18 protein-coding genes are annotated in these 18,149 nt (G+C 38.2%); 3 read left to right on the top strand and 15 right to left on the bottom strand.

Going from position 1 to position 18,149, the window contains the following annotated elements; genetic code table 11:
• Window positions 1-109 precede the first annotated feature (109 nt).
• The 3 genes from NYE58_RS37255 to NYE58_RS37245 all read left to right on the top strand — a co-directional run bounded on the left by NYE58_RS37255 (window position 110) and on the right by NYE58_RS37245 (window position 1,881).
• Window positions 110-550 (top strand): JAB domain-containing protein, encoded by a 441-nt coding sequence (locus tag NYE58_RS37255; RefSeq protein WP_076139107.1) that lies wholly within the window; start codon window positions 110-112, stop codon window positions 548-550.
• 86 nt (window positions 551-636) lie between these two features.
• The gene (locus NYE58_RS37250) at window positions 637-1,035 is read left to right on the top strand and encodes a hypothetical protein (protein ID WP_076139108.1); all 399 of its coding nucleotides are present in this window, start codon (window positions 637-639) and stop codon (window positions 1,033-1,035) included.
• Between the two features lie 15 nt (window positions 1,036-1,050).
• On the top strand, window positions 1,051-1,881 hold the full coding sequence (locus NYE58_RS37245) for a hypothetical protein (RefSeq protein ID WP_076139109.1): 831 nt from the start codon (window positions 1,051-1,053) through the stop codon (window positions 1,879-1,881).
• 290 nt (window positions 1,882-2,171) lie between these two features.
• Here NYE58_RS37245 and NYE58_RS37240 read toward each other — a convergent pair whose 3' ends face one another.
• From NYE58_RS37240 to NYE58_RS37170, 15 genes are all read right to left on the bottom strand, one after another.
• Window positions 2,172-2,471, bottom strand: coding sequence for a hypothetical protein (locus NYE58_RS37240; protein WP_076139110.1), 300 nt, complete (start codon window positions 2,469-2,471; stop codon window positions 2,172-2,174).
• Window positions 2,472-3,115: 644 nt separating this feature from the next.
• A complete protein-coding gene (locus NYE58_RS37235; protein WP_340962156.1) occupies window positions 3,116-3,595 on the bottom strand; it encodes a hypothetical protein in 480 nt (159 codons plus the stop codon).
• A complete protein-coding gene (locus NYE58_RS37230; RefSeq protein ID WP_341004425.1) occupies window positions 3,576-3,875 on the bottom strand; it encodes a hypothetical protein in 300 nt (99 codons plus the stop codon). Before NYE58_RS37230 ends, NYE58_RS37235 begins: the two co-directional genes overlap by 20 nt.
• A gap of 491 nt (window positions 3,876-4,366) precedes the next feature.
• Window positions 4,367-6,541 (bottom strand): FtsK/SpoIIIE domain-containing protein, encoded by a 2,175-nt coding sequence (locus tag NYE58_RS37225; RefSeq protein ID WP_076138882.1) that lies wholly within the window; start codon window positions 6,539-6,541, stop codon window positions 4,367-4,369.
• Between the two features lie 4 nt (window positions 6,542-6,545).
• Window positions 6,546-6,797, bottom strand: coding sequence for a hypothetical protein (locus NYE58_RS37220; protein ID WP_076138883.1), 252 nt, complete (start codon window positions 6,795-6,797; stop codon window positions 6,546-6,548).
• Between the two features lie 4 nt (window positions 6,798-6,801).
• A complete protein-coding gene (locus NYE58_RS37215) occupies window positions 6,802-7,929 on the bottom strand; it encodes a M23 family metallopeptidase (RefSeq protein ID WP_076138884.1) in 1,128 nt (375 codons plus the stop codon).
• A gap of 4 nt (window positions 7,930-7,933) precedes the next feature.
• Window positions 7,934-9,883 carry a VirB4 family type IV secretion system protein gene (locus NYE58_RS37210; protein ID WP_076138885.1) on the bottom strand — a complete coding sequence of 650 codons (1,950 nt, stop codon included), beginning with the start codon at window positions 9,881-9,883 and terminating at the stop codon, window positions 7,934-7,936.
• On the bottom strand, window positions 9,880-11,895 hold the full coding sequence (locus NYE58_RS37205; protein WP_076138886.1) for a hypothetical protein: 2,016 nt from the start codon (window positions 11,893-11,895) through the stop codon (window positions 9,880-9,882). The genes NYE58_RS37210 and NYE58_RS37205 overlap by 4 nt, the downstream gene beginning before the upstream one ends.
• A 15-nt stretch (window positions 11,896-11,910) precedes the next feature.
• A complete protein-coding gene (locus NYE58_RS37200) occupies window positions 11,911-14,259 on the bottom strand; it encodes a hypothetical protein (RefSeq protein ID WP_076138887.1) in 2,349 nt (782 codons plus the stop codon).
• Window positions 14,256-14,576, bottom strand: a complete 321-nt coding sequence (locus tag NYE58_RS37195; protein WP_076138888.1) for a hypothetical protein — start codon at window positions 14,574-14,576, stop codon at window positions 14,256-14,258. Before NYE58_RS37195 ends, NYE58_RS37200 begins: the two co-directional genes overlap by 4 nt.
• Window positions 14,577-14,645: 69 nt before the next feature.
• The gene (locus tag NYE58_RS37190) at window positions 14,646-15,059 is read right to left on the bottom strand and encodes a hypothetical protein (RefSeq protein WP_076138889.1); all 414 of its coding nucleotides are present in this window, start codon (window positions 15,057-15,059) and stop codon (window positions 14,646-14,648) included.
• Between the two features lie 47 nt (window positions 15,060-15,106).
• On the bottom strand, window positions 15,107-15,355 hold the full coding sequence (locus NYE58_RS37185) for a hypothetical protein (protein WP_081386681.1): 249 nt from the start codon (window positions 15,353-15,355) through the stop codon (window positions 15,107-15,109).
• Window positions 15,356-15,369: 14 nt separating this feature from the next.
• Window positions 15,370-16,206, bottom strand: a complete 837-nt coding sequence (locus tag NYE58_RS37180; RefSeq protein WP_076138891.1) for a metal-dependent hydrolase — start codon at window positions 16,204-16,206, stop codon at window positions 15,370-15,372.
• A gap of 24 nt (window positions 16,207-16,230) precedes the next feature.
• A complete protein-coding gene (locus tag NYE58_RS37175) occupies window positions 16,231-16,932 on the bottom strand; it encodes an EAL domain-containing protein (RefSeq protein ID WP_076138892.1) in 702 nt (233 codons plus the stop codon).
• 16 nt (window positions 16,933-16,948) lie between these two features.
• On the bottom strand, window positions 16,949-17,956 hold the full coding sequence (locus tag NYE58_RS37170; protein ID WP_076138893.1) for a hypothetical protein: 1,008 nt from the start codon (window positions 17,954-17,956) through the stop codon (window positions 16,949-16,951).
• Between the last annotated feature and the right edge of the window lie 193 nt (window positions 17,957-18,149).

Genomic DNA, 18,149 nt, shown 5'->3' with positions numbered 1-18,149 from the left:
GACTCCGGATCGATACAATAATTTTAATTTATTATGTAATTAAACACTTGATTTTTAATGTCTTGATGGTATAATTAAATCAAGAAACAATTAGAAAAGGGGATACGAAATGGAATGCATTATCGAAATCACAAGAATTACTCAACAAATTGATAAAACAAACTTACCTCTCATACGTGTTTGCTCACCTATTGATGCAGTTGAGATCACAAACAAATACATAGTTGACGAAGATAGAGAGGTTCTTCTAATTATGGTTCTTGACACTAAAAACCAAATTATTGCTATCCATCGTTGTCATATGGGATCCTTAAGCGCATCAATCGCTCATCCAAGAGAAATATTCAAGGCTGCAATCTTAAATAATGCTGCAAGTATAATCATAGCTCACAACCACCCTAGCGGCATTGTAACCCCATCTGAAGAAGATATAAAGTTAACACAACGTATAGCAGAGTGCGGTGAAATAATGGGCATTGAACTTTTAGACCATTTAATAGTAGGGTGGCAAGAAGGCTATTATTCTTTTAAATCCTCTGGTTTATTATAAAGCTGTAAAAGCTATCGGCTTTATAGCCGGTGGCTTTTACTCTAAAATATTATTCGGATAAATTAAAAAATGGAGGTTGAATACAAATGAAGAATTTCACTGATTATTCACATAAAAACCAATACAGATTAATAAAAGCACAACTACCCGCAGGAAAACGAAATGATTGCAATCTACTTCCTGTAGTTTACCTGATGGCAGGAAATGAAGAATTTAGAAACAAGGTAACTCACTTTATAAATTGGAATGAAGGAGAAATTGACTGGAGTAATCTGTTAAATTCAAATGACGATATTGAAGAACTAACAATTTTGATTAAACTATCTGCAGAACTATATAGTCATAAGCAAATGATTTCAATTTATGATTTAATAAATAAGCTAGATAAAAATAATTTTTCTATGGTATTAATGTTGCTGCAAAATATTAAAGAAGGATTCCATTTTAATACCTATGAAATAGATAATCTGGATTCTTATATATAGAAAGGTTGTTTATAATTGATTAAAAAATATGGACTCGCGTTAGATAGTGTTCAATTGGATGAATTTAGAAATTTAGTTCCAGAAAAAATAAGACGAAAAAGCTTAGAATCATTCATATTGAATGACTATAAATTTTCTCCTTCAAATTCCAACTCCCTTGATGATGAAGATAATGAGATAGATAAAAAACGGGGAAGAGGCAGACCAGCAAAAAAAAACAGCGAGAATTCAATTGCCACGAATATGGCTCTAAGTATCGAAGCAATAACTATTATAGATGACTTAGTTACTAATCTTAAAAATAAAGGCGTTTCGGCAAACCGTTCATCTGTGATGAGAGATGTTATATCCAATTTCAACATTTTCTATAAAGACAAAAGGGACCTTTTCACTTCTCCATCAGAAAGGAAACCAAATACCTTTTATCTGGAAAAAGGTACTCATGAATTTTTAAAAAAATGGACTAAATCAAGAAATCTTAATTATGTAATCGAACAGTTTATTTTAAGCTCCGACTTCACACCATCCTCTATCACTGACGAGGATATAAGTTTTTTGAGAAAGACACCTGAACAAGTAGAACCAATACGAATTAGTATTAGTGAAACAGCCTATTCAGTAATTGATGATATTTTAAGTTTTCTTGATCCTGGGATAACAAGAACCTCAATAATGCGTTTAGTAGTTCAAAGGATAATCCAATTAGATCAAGGAGTAGCTTTACCTAAACTATTAGCTAAGAAGAAACTTGATGCCGCAATAATTAACTATGAAAATATTGTGGGTGTTGACAAAACCCAAGAACTAATTTCAGATTACTTAAACAAAAATTATGATACGGACTAATTCATAAAAGCTAATCATGAAGTCCACATGTAAAGTGTTCTAATGAGCCAGGGCAACACTCAGATCCGGTTCCTGCAGATATACAGGTTTGCAACTGAAGAAGATTCCGGATCGGTGCGCCGGTGGTGTTTGATCCTGGGCGCTTGCAGCATCCAGGAGAGTATGAGCTGCTGCTGTTATGGATTTACGTCCGATTTATGAAAATTCATACCAAAGCCTGGGATTTAAATCGGGCTTTTTTTTGCATCTCCTTACCTAACCTTTTAATTTTTTTATGCATAAATCCCCCACTAATATAACAACCAATAATCCGCACTACTCGGTATATTCTTAACCTTTTGTACCTCATCTGGATCTCGGTGGGATGGATTATCTCTTTCCCAACCTGATATAATGCATGCCCTTTCAGGCGGTGTATGTGGGTTCCACTCAATATAGTTTTCTTTCGCTAATTCTTCTAATCCGTTTCTGATATCGACGGGCATACGACCACTTAATCGCTCCAACTCAGGCAATGATGGCAGACATCCAAAATGTCGTGAGTAATGATTAATGATCAACAATAACTTGCGCGGAGTATCTTCTAACATGTTTAACACCTCTCCAAAATAAGAACATTTGTTTGTATTATATGTGAGCTCTAGATTGTATAGCAAGAGAAATAAACCGTACCTCGTCATAATCAATCAGGTAAATTCCGATTCCGCAACCAGGAGAGCGTGAGCTACTGCTGCAGGGGATCCAGCGGTAAGCTGCAGCATTTAGCCAGGGCAATGCTCAGATCCGGTTCCTGTAGACAATTAGGTAAGCTGCTGAAGACTCCGGATCGATTCGCCGGCGGTAGCTGGTCCTGGGCGCTGGACCGCATCCAGGAGAGCGTGAGTAGCAGCTGCAGGAGATCCAGCGGTGAGCGGTAGCATTTAGCCAGGGCAATGCTCATCCGGAACCTGAAGACACTTAAGTGAGCTGCTGAAGACTCCGGATCGATTCGCCGGTGGTATTTGGTCCTGGGCGCTGGACCGCATCCAGGAGAGCGTGAGTAGCAGCTGCAGGAGATCCAGCGGTGAGCGGTAGCATTTAGCCAGGGCAATGCTCATCCGGAACCTGCAGACATTTAGGTGAGCTGCTGAATACTCTGGATCGATTCGCCGGTGGTATTTGGTCCTGGGCGCTGGACCGCATCCAGGAGAGCGTGAGTAGCAGCTGCAGGAGATCCAGCGGTGAGCGGTAGCATTTAGCCAGGGCAATGCTCATCCGGAACCTGCAGACATTTAGGTGAGCTGCTGAATACTCTGGATCGATTCGCCGGTGGTATTTGGTCCTGGGCGCTGGACCGCATCCAGGAGAGCGTGAGTAGCAGCTGCAGGAGATCCAGCGGTGAGCGGTAGCATTTAGCCAGGGCAATGCTCATCCGGAACCTGAAGACACTTAAGTGAGCTGCTGAAGACTCCGGATCGATTCGCTGGCGGTAGCTAGCAGCATCCAGGAGAGCGTGAGCTGCTGCTGCAGGGGATCCAGCGGTAAGCTGCAGCATTTTAGCCAGGGCAATGCTCAGATCCGGAACCTGCAGACATTTAGGTGAGCTGCTGAATACTCTGGATCGATTCGCCGGCGGTATTTGGTCCTGGGCGCTGGACCGCATCCAGGAGAGCGTGAGTAGCAGCTGCAGGAGATCCAGCGGTGAGCGGTAGCATTTAGCCAGGGCAATGCTCATCCGGAACCTGCAGACATTTAGGTGAGCTGCTGAATACTCTGGATCGATTCGCCGGCGGTATTTGGTCCTGGGCGCTGGACCGCATCCAGGAGAGCGTGAGTAGCAGCTGCAGGAGATCCAGCGGTGAGCGGTAGCATTTAGCCAGGGCAATGCTCATCCGGAACCTGAAGACACTTAAGTGAGCTGCTGAAGACTCCGGATCGATTCGCTGGCGGTAGCTAGCAGCATCCAGGAGAGCGTGAGCTGCTGCTGCAGGGGATCCAGCGGTAAGCTGCAGCACTTAGCCAGGGCAATGCTCAGATCCGGAACCTGAAGACACTTAAGTGAGCTGCTGAAGACTCCGGATCGATTCGCTGGCGGTAGCTAGCAGCACCCAGGAGAGCGTGAGCTGCTGCTGCAGGGGATCCAGCGGTAAGCTGCAGCACTTAGCCAGGGCAATGCTCAGATCCGGAACCTGAAGACACTTAAGTGAGCTGCTGAAGACTCCGGATCGATTCGCCGGCGGTAGCTAGCAGCATCCAGGAGAGCGTGAGCTGCTGCTGTATTGGATCCATGTGTGGTCTTTAAAAAGGAATATGACTTTCTAAAAATAAAAAAAGAGGGTTTGTAATTAGTGGATATTTCGATTAGTTCCGGATATTAGTTCCCATAGATTATCTATAGTGATAATTTATAAAATCCCTTATTGGTAAAGGGTTCTCTATAGAATTCATTGGGAACTAATATGGGGAACTGATGCGGGGAACTAATACGGGAACTAATAATTTTTTATCAATTGATAGTATCTTTTAACTCTGCTGGATGATTTTCAAGATAATTTTGTACTTGTTCTTCATCCCATGCCAGAGTATATCCCATCCTTGGACTAGAAGGAGGAGACAAAAATCCCTCAGCAACTAACTCTTTCATATGCAGTAATATCGTTTCTTTCCGAATTTCAAATATAGAACTAAGATCAGTCGAACTTAATATCCCTGTTCTGCAAATATGATCTTTAATCCCTTCCCTTAATTTTTTTTCTTTGTATACTTCATCTTGCTGACCTGAAATCCATTGACGCATATTTTTGCTAGAATTATATTTTTCGATTAATCCTTGTTCCTGCATTTTAGTTAATATGTTTGCTGCACTCATATATCCTATCCTGAGTTTCTTTTGCAAAATCGCGACGTTAATTCCATTGTTCTCTCTAGCAATTGAAATAGCCTTTTCATATATTTCATCTGGATTATGCTGTCCTTCTGGATTATGCTGTCCTTCTGTATCGTCTGTTTTATCAATATTTTTAGATAGATCAATATCATTAGAGTTGTCCAAAAACTCCTCTTGAACTTTCGCTAATTCCACCAAATCCCCTAATATTTCATTATCTGATGTATCACCAAGATTAGGTTCTGTAAAAATAGATTCGTTACTAGTTACTGTCCTTCTCCAAAATTCCCCTAGTTGCTCAATGAACATAGTGGACTCATCATCATTTGTACTAATCGCTGCGCTTTGGAATCTCTGTGGACTTCCGCCATTAACAACACATACTCCGTCTCCATTACCAAGTAGTGACGGTCCACCAGTATCCATAACCGTTCTATAATCAACACCGCTTTGTAAACGGAAGGCGACTCTTGAGGGTAAATTAGCTTTAATAATACCTGTCACAACATCAACGCTAGGTCTTTGCGTACCCATAATTATATGTATCCCAGCAGCACGCCCCATCTGTAACCCCCGTTGTATTGGTTCCTCAACTTCTGCACCTAAAAGAAGTACTAAATCTGCATATTCATCTATTCCAATAATAATATAAGGCAGCCTTTCTTTTTTTGGATATTTTTTATGGTAATGCGATATATTTCTAACACCTAGCTGCGAAAACAAATCATATCTACGTTCCATTTCTACAATGGTTTGTTGTATTGCCGTTGCAGCACGCCGCATATCTGTAATCACAGGCGTTAGGAGATGTGGAAAACCTGAATACACCGAAAATTCAACTTTCTTAGGATCGATAAGAATTAATCTTAATCTCTTGGGACTTAATATTGTCAATAAAGAAGACAATATGACATTAAAAAAAACAGATTTACCGGAACCTGTAGTACCAGCAACTAGTAAGTGTGGTAGTTTTGCCAAGTCTACAAGTAATGCCTCTCCTTTCATTTTCCTACCATAAACTACAGGTAGTTCAGCATTTTCAGAATAACGTATTAAATCTTGTGCAACATCGCGTAAATATACAAATGCTCTGTCTTCATCTCTATGAGGTATTATGAAAGCAGCCGCACTTTGATAATCAGATGTTGTGACCTCAAAACTTTGATGTTGTCCTAAATGATTAGCTATATCATCTTTCTTCTTCATTAGCTGGGAAAGTTGGATTTTAGGCGGTAAGCGAAACGAAATTATTTGCAGAGCCGGTCCTGACTCTATACTTAAAATTTCTATATTCCCCTCAAAATTGAAACCTACCAATTCAAGCGCATTAGAAATCTTCTCACTCGCATATTCTCTGGTAAAGACTTTAGAATTGATGGGACGAGGATTTCGAGGTAACATGTCAAATTGCGGTGGAAAAACCTCACTAAAAGGGATTTCCCTCAAATCAGAGACAGAGGCTGCTATTTGCCCCTCAGCAGCCTCAATAAATATAGTATCATTTGTAGATTTACTGTTAGCTTGATCGCTACCCTGTGAATACTTCTCTTTGCTTTTAAGTACATAATTAAGTATTTGTTTTCTTTTCCTCCAACCTATCCTTGCAACATACGGTAGACCGACAAATAGAATCCAACTCTTTAATGTATAAGATAGGACTTTTTCACTTAACTCATGTAGTGAGGGAGAAAAATCAAATATATAAATCAGACCACATGCCCCAGCTGTTAGCGCTGCTATACGTGTGAAAAACTGTGCGAACGATTCTTTTTGATTAACATCTTTATTGTCCATTTGATTAATCACCTGCTTTCATGTGCTTAAAAAATCCTAACAATCCATTTGCAAGATCATTTGCATTTTCTTTTACAATAGGCCACCATTGGTCTGCCTGAACAACTACAAGATCATAAACATCACTAATGTTACGAACCAGCATTATTAGAAGAAATACACCTATTGCTTTCCACAATAAAGAAGGTACCTTAAATTTGTCTCCATATTTATAAAGTCCCCAAAAAACAATACCAATTATTAATACTAACGTCATACAATCATCCTCCTAATTCTGATAGCAACTTGTGAAATTTACGTACACCTATCCACCATCCTCTATGTTCAGCATAATATCCTCGGGGATTATCCATTGCAGACAGCCACTCGATAAAATCTCTTCCATTGGGTCTATCCTGGGACAATTTAATTATTGTTTGAGCTGCAATAGTTGCTGACTGTTCTGTAGTTAGAGTAGCTCCCTTTCCCTTGCACCAACAGCCAAACACATTCCAAGGATTTTTCACAATCTCTGAAGCATGATTATTACTCTCAGGGACGAATGATTGCTCCTGACCGGTAATTGCAAGGAGTAGATATGGATCGACATTCTTTAATTTGGCGGCACGATCAATCATGTTTAGAGTTTCTACGTACCCAAGTGCTGACTTACGCTTCTTTAGATAATCCAATAAAACGGGTATATTTAAAGGTTTATACGAATATTCACCTGGATCCAGCGATGTTCCAGGCGGTTGTACGTAATCAAGAGGGTTCACAGGTTTTCCCGACGATTCAATTTGAAAATGCAAATGTGGTCCCGTTGATCTCCCAACTATTCCCTTGCCTATTCTTGCTATTAGTTGTCCTTTGCTTACGACATCTCCAGTATTCACATACATCAATGCTTCCAAATGACCATATTTCGATACAAGATTATTACCATGATCGATATAAATCACTTGACCGTAGCCGCTAGCCGCACCAGCCAACGTTACAACCCCTGAAGCCATTGCATAAATTGGCTGTAACTCTGTTTTTTCTGCTCCATTAGCAATATCGATCCCTTTATGATACTCAATCCCTCCTAAATCACGGTTTCCAAACGATGAGGAGACACGCGAAATAGACGGCACAGGCCATATATAGGCTGTACCGTCCGTATCTAATTGATTCGGTGCATATAAAGCTGAGTCTGTTGTGGAAGAACTATAAGATAGAGAACCAGGAGTAGAGAATAAGAAAAACGGAAGCAAAACAAATCCGATCACTAGAATCACCAGAGCGATTAATATAATGAGCCCCCAAATATATGGTGCTAGAGATGAAGTAGTTAATAAGATAATCATTCGACGAGTTTTTTTGATCTTATTAATTGTTTCCTGAGTTTTAGCTATCGCATCTGACATAGGCTTATATTGCTTCTTTTAGACCGCGAGTTTTGTAAAGAACGTGCTCATCTTCCGGAACATGCATAAACAACTCGTCATATTTCTTGTGATACTCTAAGACATAGCAATTCGTATCTTCATTTTCTCTAATCCTATCCTGTACTTCTTCTGGTACATCAGAGTGCTGAGATAACATCCGTACAGCAGAATGTTCCATATAGAAATACACCTTAACATTAGTGTTTTCCCACATACCAACACCTTCAGCTGTATCAAGAATAATAGCTGGAGTATTAGCCCCTAGTATCATCATTCCATTCCACTTACGTATGGCTGTATACCAATCAAATACAGCTTGTTTTAATTCTCTATTTTTTAATTGCCTTTGTCCCTCATCAACTAGAACCGCGCTGAAATATGCCCCTTCGAATCGAAGTTTTTGGATATTAGAATTTACCACATCAAAAGCCATGGACATTTTTAATTGTGCTAACTTAGCTTTTTCATCCTTCTCGTTCCCTTCAGTTTCTCCACTTCCTACCTTATAGACTACTAAAGGAGCATTCTGAAATGTTAAAGGTTCTTCAGACTCGAATACTCCATCATAAATTCCAATAAAATAGATTTTGATTTTGTCATATAATGATTTAGCATCATCATTCGTTTTTGCATCTTCCTGTACATCTCTAAAAAACGCATGAATAGTTGGTCGCTCACCAGAATATGGTCCGTCCCAAGTTTCTGGTTTATTTTTCTCTATACCAGCATTTTGGAATACTCGCCTAACAGCCTCACCAGCCTCGAATAGTTCTGTTTTCGTTAAACCATCAGCTAGCATAGAACAAGTACGAATACCAGTATCAATTGCTCTTTGATATCTTGAACGATTATACCTTACGCATTCTTCATCGATTTCTGGTATAGAGGGCATAATTGCTAGTGGTTCAAAGTATCTGCCAACATCAGCAGTATGATCAATGTATACTCCCCCGACTTCGTCGCATAAATCCCTCCACTCGCCGTCAAGATCGAACACAAATACATGTACACCTTCTTCTAACAAAGAGACAACTAGTGCTTTCAAAAAATAACTTTTCCCCTGTCCCGTTTTCCCCAAAACCATCAAATTTTGAGCTCTAGGGTCATTAGGGTCACACAAGTTAATAAAACAAAAACCACCGTCCTCTGTGCGCCGACCAAAGTATAACCCTTGACCATCACTAAAAGATCCACTAGTAAATAGGTATGTTCTTGCTGCAACTGAATCAGTAATAACGCGCCCATAGTGATGCTTATTAAAGAATTCACCGGAGGGTGATTCTTTATCTGACACAGGACTGGTTTGAATTAAAGCTTCTAGTTGTTCACTAAAAAGATTATCAAGTCTTCCATCTAGGTCATCGATCCAATCTCTCATATTTGATTCAGCTGCGTCCAGTTGATAAGTTGTTTCCGCAGATATGGTAAGGAAAGTACTGACCTCAACCAGCTTACTTTTCCCCTGTTGTATCGATTCCTGCAGAGATACTAAGGCATCTCTTGCGTCTATCTCAGATTGACGACCTGGATCTGTAATGGTCATTTCTGAAACGCTTTTTTCAAGTCGTTTATATTTATTTTTCATTGCCCAATTCCATTTAACATCTGATTTGATGTAGCGAATTGTTTTACGAAGAGTTGCCCCTTCTTTGGTGACTAACTCATCTAATTGATCAAGGTACCCTGCTACTATCTCAAGAGGGTATGACTCAATCATTACGACTCTTACAAAATGACCAGTTTTTGAATCTTTACCTTCCATAGTTTTAACTAACTTAGTGTTTTTCTCATCACCAGAGTTCACTAGAGTATGTTTTTTTTCCTTTGACCACTTCTTAATCAAACGTCCGCTATATGTTAATAGCTGTTTATCAACCTTGCTTTTTAGAGAAACCTTTTTAAGTGATAGCTTCTTTTCCTTCTGTTCTATCATTCTTCTACACTCCTTTCACTATGCACAAAAAAAGGACGCGCTTGCGGATCAATAGCAAGCGGTCGCCCTTGGAATAACATTTGATTTGCATTTTGAAAAAAAGGAATCTTCTTATCAATTTCTTTTTTGAAATGTTCTTTAACTAGTGCTGACATTTTCAAATCCATGTCCACATCTACTTGATTTAACCAAACCTCTCCCTTCCAATTGCTGACCTCCGTTTCCCAACGCATCCAATGGTGATAATCGGTGTCAATTATAGCTATAGTGTCATATTGGTTAGTTAAGTAACTCCGCCCTGGATAATTCCATGGTAGATCTATAACTACTGCTCCAACCCTTAACCTGGAATTTATTAAATTCTGAACTTCTTCAATCTCAGGAAATTCAAGTGGTGTAAAAATACTTAATCCTGAAACTTGGCGAGAACTCCAAGACTTCCACTTGGCGTACTCTCCATCAATTTGTAGTGGGTTTATTAGAGTTAAAGTACCAAAATGAGGCGAGAGATCAATTAGCGAAACAGTTCGCTCGTTGTCACTATTAGCAACAGCGATATTCGCAGCCACAAATGATTTTCCTGATGAGGTAGGAGATGTAAAGATATTCACTCCTACCAATTCTTTTGTGATTTTTCCGTTTTCTACAACAATTTCTTCTTCCTCAATCTCAATTGTGGACTCTACCTTAGAGCTCTTTTTTGGAAACATATAGATCAGTTTTTTTAATTTTGGAAAATGTAAATCTTTCAAATCCAATAATTTATGCTTAATGAAATTAAGATATTTGATTATTCTAATCATTATGGTCAAATTAATTACCGGAACAACAATGTCTTCACTTTCTACAGAGTCCGCTTTAGATTCGTTATTTTCCCCCACAGCATTGTCCTCCATTGTTACTGCAGCCTCATTATTAACACTCAAAATTTCCGGATCCTCCCCATGTTCTGGCTGAAAAATAAAATCATCTTCATTTTTCCTGAGATCTATATCATTTGTTGGTATAACTGCATCTTCCCTTTGTCCTTCGATAGCCAATACAACGGATTCAATTAAAGATTTTTGAGAATTAGAAGGTTCATCGTTTGTTTCTTCCTCTTCTTCTTCCTCTTCCCATGTACCTTGTGAGGCTTTCCATTCTTCCCAAACCGTTCGATCCCAGTGACGACTTGTAAGCTCAGGAATTGAAAATCCAGATATTATTGTACACTCATGACCACTTTGTATAAGCCCGTTAAGTACCCTATCTTTCCTTTGACGCAATTCGGCAATCAATCTATGCCTTTTTAACTCTGCTTTAGACAAACCCTTAGGTTCATCCTCTCTTTGGCGAATCGTGAGGTCGAATTCACTGATAGACAAACGTATAGTGTATTCACTTCTTTTTGCAGAACCAGACTTCGCTAATTCTTCAAACAGCTGAAGCCTCTTTACTTTTCTCCGCTCAATACCTTCAGATACACTTCTTTTTTCCTTTTTCACATTCCATATCTCATGCCTGAAATCAGGAATTTGTTCTTCTGTAATATCACATTCAAACCCTTCCCTCACCAATGATCTTAGAAAAGTTTCAAATCCACCGATTCTTTGCTTTTTTTGAGAAAAGACAGCTGTTTCCCATGGCGGTGATTGGACGTTTAGCATAATGTGAATTGTTTTTCCACTTCTATAAAACCATCCATCTTCTGTAACCCCCAATAAAGAATCCATACTATCTCCAGATCCTTCTTTTGGGTGCTTGATATAATGTGTCAAACGTCTAAAACGATAGGACCATTTTAGGATCCTTGACATCAGAATGGTAACAAAAACTGTAATTAGCCATAACAGCTTTATGATAAAGGATATGGGTAATAGGAATACCGTGGTACCCATTAAAAATGTAACCCCAATGATCCAACCTATGTCACTCACTGAAAGTCCCATAAATTGAATGTCTTCTCGTATATCAGCAAACATACTAGCGCGGAGCAATTCGTTTTCTCGCTCTTGATAAGATTTTTCGGTCACCTTTACACCCCCAATTTAACTTTTATGCTTGTTTATCATTTCAGCTTGGAAGTTCTCAAAACTCCCCATGTCCATTCCCGGTATGGGTGCTTGACCATAACTTACAGGTTCTCCGTCAACAATCACTTTGATATTCCCTTCTCTTGTTCTCCAGTACGGTGTTCTTCCATCCCTAAACTCTTCTAATGCTGATTTGAATGCTTGCTCAAGATCTTTCTTTACGATTACATAGGTATCTTTTGAATTAATTTGCAAACCAGCAAGTAGATCTTTATTTTTGCTTTTTAATTTAATATGTTCTTCAAGTGCCGGCATAAAACGATTGCCTTTTGGTAAATCCAATCTAACTAGATCCACTGGTTTGGCTAGTAATTGCTTAAATACTCCTTCAGCTTCAGTTACATGTTCTTCCGGAATCCAAAGGGCACCATTATCCAAACGAATTTTAGAAACCCACGGCATTTTGTCTACTTGTTGATTCAGCTGCTTATATGCTTCTTTTGCAACATCTGCTGAAAGAGCAGCTTTTCGGTAAGTCGGTAACAGGTTTTTTACTTTTTTAAGCTCTGATTTTGATGCTTCCGAACCATCAACATGCGTTTTTAGAGTCTCGGTATCAATAAACAGACCATTTTTATAATATCCTCGCTGTACATCAGAGGTTGTAAATAACATTTCTCCATTGATTCTTTCCTTTATTTCCCCTGTATCCCCTTTAAGAGTAAGCTTACCTTCCCTTGCATTCCAATTAATTCGTTCACCATATTGGGGTTTGATTTCTTTAATCAATCTGGACATATCTGCTCTTTCACTGTTCTTTATATTTATAACTTCAGCGTGTTCAAACTTGTCTTTTTGCAGCGTTTTAGCAACTGTTTGATTACTTTCAATAATACGATCATCTTCAAGTTCCAAATGACCACTATCAACAGATACCATAGTCCCTGTTGAGACTAAAGCTTCCGGTTCAGTATATTTCACTCCTTGGATCGACTCTGATATTCCACCTGTTAATTTTGAAGCAACCCGATTTCTACGGGTACCTTTTTGTTGAGTCTGCATTCTTTTTCCCACTTCAGCAATACGACTGCTTTTTTGCTTCAAAGAAAGCGAACCTTTTTGTAAAGAATCTGCCCCTAATCGTTTACCGACACTGTTCATTGCTGTACTTGTTCTTTCCCCCATTTCCCCCAATTTTTCAATCGTGGCTCCCCCATTTAAAGTCATTGGTCGTTTAATAGCTCTGAAAAGTGGTCTTACCCAAAACACGAATATTAATATTACTGTGACCAAAATGCTTAAGATCATAAAGACTAAAGGCGATACTCCTATTTCGCTTGAAAATCCAGCCCCCTCACCATAATCTGTCTGAAGACGAACAAATATTCCATACTGGATAGCTGATATAAGCCCTACCAGTAAGGTGCGAATATATATATTTATGAATCCAATCAGTGTTTCAATTTTTCCGGAATATGCAGTGTATGAAATCCAAATTGCAACGAAAATAGCCATCATCATCAATACTAGAACCTTCAAAACAGATATAAAGAAAAGAGGTACTACTACTATGGTGACAAACATCAGCAATGTGAATATTCCACCCTCTGTTGCAACAACAATCTCACCTAAGGTTTTACTGGCATATATAGCGTCCGTAATTCCATCAGCCCCAAGAATTAGGGACTTTAAGATTTGATCACCTTTTAATCCTTCATATAAAATATCAGTTGTACCTATAATTCCAGAAAGAAACTTTTGTGTAATCCAATTCATTAAAACATTCAAGAAGTTTAAAACCGTTAAACTCAATAAGCATGCTACGAAGCTTACTATAAAAGCTTGAAGCATCTTCTTAAGATCCTTTTTCCCATGTATAACATTCCAGGCTAAAACTAGTGATCCAGCCAATATTGCAGCCAAACCTATAATTGAAAATATTGACCAACCAGAATAGACAAGTGATATCTCAGCTACTCGCGGTGAGAATAAATAACTCTTAGCAAAAGCACCATATAAAGGACTCATCATCTCATCAACCCATGAAACAATTAGACCTTCTATAGCATCGTGTATTAACTTTCCAGACATTAAATCCTTGAACGTTTGGTTCATTTGTTGAAAGTCTTCCATTAAGGCAGATACCCATTCAGGCATATACCATGGATTATCCTCTTTAATAGGTTCACTTACCCCAGGTCCAGGTGTTACAGATGGATTAGGAGTAACAACAGGTGTAGCTACCGGTGCATTCGGTGGATAATTGGGAACAGGCGCAACAGCAGCCGCGAGAACAACATTAGACGAAACAAAGTTTAAAGTTAAAACTATCACAAGCATATAAAGTATTGATTTTATTTTCATTTAACATTCCACCCCATAATCTGCAGAAAGTTAGTTAATTTTTCGAATACAAGGAGCAAAGTGCCTGACATAAAGAGAAAAATAATTAATAATGAAATGATCATCCTTTTCCAAAATCTAACATCATTTATGCTAGCCTTTGCTTTCCTTACATTAATCAAGAATATAATAATTTTTATAATCCAATAGACAAACGCAGCGGTACATATTATTGTAGCTGCTCCACCTACCAACAATAGAAACCAGTCTAATGCTGTAACATCAGATTGTTTAATAGTGTATATTTTTTTCATCTGATCAATATAATCCTTATCCAATTCACCACCGCCTACGATTCAAGATAAATAAAAGGCAGATCCCCTCTCGGGAATCTGCCTTTTTTAAAATTATTTAGCTGGAGTACTTATCTCGTTTGTACCTATATCCTGTTTGCTTGTCCAATCGTATACGTTTTCTAATACATTCAAGAAAGCGCCTGAAGTGAACAAGAACACTATTAGAAGTGTAATCGCAAGTTCTATCCAAAACTTCTTGTCACCCAAGCTTGCTTTAGCTCTTCTTACTTTAATTAAATACTTAACAACATCAACAATACACCATACTAGCAATGCAATTATAGCAAGAGTAAGGGGAATCATGATGATATAGAATAGAAAACCCAAACCATCTAATACTTTCCAGTTGAATTTCAACATACTTTTCATTTTTGTTACTGGGTTTTCATCATCCGCATATGCTACAACCGGTAAAAGAAACACAATTAAAAAGAGAAGTATTGAAAAAGCTTTACTTCTTTTCATAAAAAAAACCTCCCCATTATTCATTTTAAATAAATATTCTTGGTACCTTATGATATATTCTTAGCTTGTCCATAGTGGCAGCACCCCGCATATCTCCAACCATCTGGAGTTTTTATTAGAGTTAGATAAAGATAATGTCCCTCAACAATGCCTTGAGGCTCACCAATTTGGATTAGATCCCCTGTTAATATAGATGGAGATACATTGGTGAAATGATTTACCATCTCCTCATCCACTAAATCATTTACATTTAAATATTCTCTTAAATTACCTGTCCAATTTTTGTATGTTTTCAATTTTATCTCCTCCTTTATTGTAAAAAATTGAGTGTCTTAAAAAAGGTTACGTTAGGTAATGCCTGATTTGTAAGTATGATCACCCATACAATTAGACTAGAGCACCAGCAAATACGAGATATCCAGCGTTCAACTGTCCCGCCATTTGAAAAGAGATGTAGACCAATTTTAAGCTTTGGAATTATTAACGAGTGAATACCGTCACTGCCAAAACAATCTCCAACTAAATGCGCCCACCAACCGGTTAAAAAACCGATTGCCAAAATTTGAACGGTGTCAGATTGTTGGAATGAAAATGAAATAATACCTAGACTCATCACAATTGCATACTCTGGTGTATGAATTATCCCTCTATGTTTGACTACAGGTAACATCAGAAATCCCAATCCAGCAAAGGCAGTTATCCAATGCAAACCATACAAACTATACATAGCTAACAGAGTTATACCGACTCCACTTAAAACAATATTTCTCATATTGGCCAACATAAAAAATATCAAACTTCCCACAAGACATATCAGCGCATTTTTAGCAGCTGGTAGAACGCTTAAACGCCAGTCCCCTTCATATAATTTCAACGCCAGAAGGATTACCCCAACAACAAGCATTAATACTGAAACAAGTCTAAAGAACCGCCTTTTTTGTACAGAAAATTGAATATGTTGACTTGCGGTACTTGTTTTGTGATCTAAATCTGGTGCAAGTCCTCCTGTAATTGCAGCACCAACACTTAGTATAAGAAGAGGTCCAATATATTCGTGTGATGGGTTCCAGAGTTTGCTATGCAACGCTGTATAGAAGCTTAATGATCCTGCTATCGCAGCGAGAGCAACATGCCCTTTTTTATTCATATTTATCACCTCCCCCCATGTTTATTAGAGACGAAAAAAACGATCTCCCGATATTTGGAGATCGCTTTGACTATCAATTATTATCTTTGGATCATCCGGTCTCCCTAAATAGTATCCTTGTGCAAACCGCACGCCAATTTTCATTAGTTTCAATAATTGATTTTTTGTTTCAACTCCTTCTGCCACAAGCTCAATACCCAATTCAGAACACATATCAAGAATGTATTTAACAATAATTTCTATTCGGGGATTTGTATCCACTTGTTCGATTAATGTTAGATCCAATTTTAACCATGTGGGCTTGAACCAATCTAAAATTAGTCGATTAATATTTGAAAAACCAACCCCGAAATCATCTATAGCAAATCTAAATCCACGATTAGCAAGATCCATTAATGAATCGCGTACCGGATTAGTGATTTCCGTTACCTCAGATACCTCAATAATTACTTTATTGGGATCTATGTCAGCTAATATAATCCCACCATGTTCAAAAGTTTCAGAACGAATATTAATAAATAATTTCTGATCTGGCTTCAATAATGGAATTCCTTTATTGATAGACTCACAGATTGCCCATTTATCAAACTCCACTCTATTACCAGCATAATAATCAAATATTTCAGATGCTGTTTCTCCAGAAACACCACACACTGTAGATTCAAAACCTATATTTCGATCTATGATAATATCTCTAATTGGTTGAAAAAGAACCTTCTTTAACATATCCTCCCTCCTTAAATCACATATTAAAAAAGCCGAACTTCTTCTTGTATTTTTTTCCGGATATAACCGAACCCAATATACCCTCTAACACCTGATCACTATCTAGTTGTGTTTTATATACATCAGAATGCGGTGGAATTGAGAACACCAGCCGATCTTTCAAACAATCAGCCGTCTCTTCTCTACTACTTTCACTTGCAAGAGGCAATACAATTTTCCATCGATCTTGGCGTGTGGTTGAATGCCTTTGACAAAATTGCAGCAGTTCAACCATTCGCCATTCGGCACCAGAGGCACAAAGAATTGGAACCTTTGCTTGATTAAATAGTTTGAATGTGGCATCTGAATTTAGGCTACCTAAATCCATAACAAAAAAACGAAAGTTTTCAGTAGCAGCCTCCGCTAATTCTGAGGGTATCCCTGAGAAATAGGTTACATCATTAATTTCGAAACGCGATTTATTATTCACCTCACCCCGTTGAATATATTCTAAATACCTAAAACATGGTCTTGTTCCTCCTTCCCACAAAGCCACCTTTGTTTTAAAATTCTTCGCTAGAAAATTTGCTACAAGCAAAGCAGTATGTGTTGATCCAGCACCTTCATAGATTCCTCCCACAGCAATAACAATTGTCTCCTCACTGACATCATTCATTACAAATCGATTGTTAGGAATAGGAATTAACACTTCTTCTTTCGCAATGCCCATAATTGGCGAAACCTGAAGCTCAGATAATTTATCCTGCCAATCCAGCATAGTCCATACAGACGTTGCACCTTGAGAACTCCAATATCTCGTTTTATGTGCGGAATCTTCTGTACAAACCACAATTATTGGACAAAAAGCATCTTCAGCTGAAATTAAAGAGACTGCTTCGCTTGCCATAGACTCTTCAACTAGTAAATAATCAGGGCTTAATACTACTGTCAGTTCCTTTAACTCGTCCAAAGATTCACATTTGCGAATTTTTAGACTCGGAGAGTTTAATCTAGTAGGGTTTAAACCATACAACAAAACATTCAATTTCAGAGCACCTCCTAAATAAAATAAATACAAAAAGGGTCACCTAATTTGCTAGGTGACCCCTCTATCCATCTCTAATAGCTTAACACAGTTTTTATATTTCAACGTACTCAAAAAGTATGATAGAAGTATGATCTACAAATTTTATCTCTAATTGTTGTTCAGTTAGCTCCCTGTGCCTTGAATGGCTGAG

Source organism: Paenibacillus sp. FSL L8-0708, from assembly GCF_038009325.1.
In the GTDB taxonomy this organism is placed as follows: Bacteria; Bacillota; Bacilli; order Paenibacillales; family Paenibacillaceae; genus Paenibacillus_AQ; species Paenibacillus_AQ odorifer.
Note: the sequence above shows the minus strand (reverse complement) of the source record. Positions and strands in the feature narration are given on the sequence as shown.

Excerpts from the sequence above, each read along its gene's own strand:
- NYE58_RS37215 (WP_076138884.1), bottom strand. The coding sequence starts at position 7,929 with ATGTCAGATGCGATAGCTAAAACTCAGGAAACAATTAATAAGATCAAA.
- NYE58_RS37190 (WP_076138889.1), bottom strand. The coding sequence starts at position 15,059 with ATGAAAAGAAGTAAAGCTTTTTCAATACTTCTCTTTTTAATTGTGTTT.
- NYE58_RS37220 (WP_076138883.1), bottom strand. The coding sequence starts at position 6,797 with ATGACGTTAGTATTAATAATTGGTATTGTTTTTTGGGGACTTTATAAA.
- NYE58_RS37250 (WP_076139108.1), top strand. The coding sequence starts at position 637 with ATGAAGAATTTCACTGATTATTCACATAAAAACCAATACAGATTAATA.
- NYE58_RS37210 (WP_076138885.1), bottom strand. The coding sequence starts at position 9,883 with ATGATAGAACAGAAGGAAAAGAAGCTATCACTTAAAAAGGTTTCTCTA.
- NYE58_RS37175 (WP_076138892.1), bottom strand. The coding sequence starts at position 16,932 with ATGTTAAAGAAGGTTCTTTTTCAACCAATTAGAGATATTATCATAGAT.
- NYE58_RS37200 (WP_076138887.1), bottom strand. The coding sequence starts at position 14,259 with ATGAAAATAAAATCAATACTTTATATGCTTGTGATAGTTTTAACTTTA.
- NYE58_RS37225 (WP_076138882.1), bottom strand. The coding sequence starts at position 6,541 with ATGGACAATAAAGATGTTAATCAAAAAGAATCGTTCGCACAGTTTTTC.
- NYE58_RS37235 (WP_340962156.1), bottom strand. The coding sequence starts at position 3,595 with ATGAGCATTGCCCTGGCTAAATGCTACCGCTCACCGCTGGATCTCCTG.
- NYE58_RS37180 (WP_076138891.1), bottom strand. The coding sequence starts at position 16,206 with ATGAATAAAAAAGGGCATGTTGCTCTCGCTGCGATAGCAGGATCATTA.
- NYE58_RS37240 (WP_076139110.1), bottom strand. The coding sequence starts at position 2,471 with ATGTTAGAAGATACTCCGCGCAAGTTATTGTTGATCATTAATCATTAC.
- NYE58_RS37255 (WP_076139107.1), top strand. The coding sequence starts at position 110 with ATGGAATGCATTATCGAAATCACAAGAATTACTCAACAAATTGATAAA.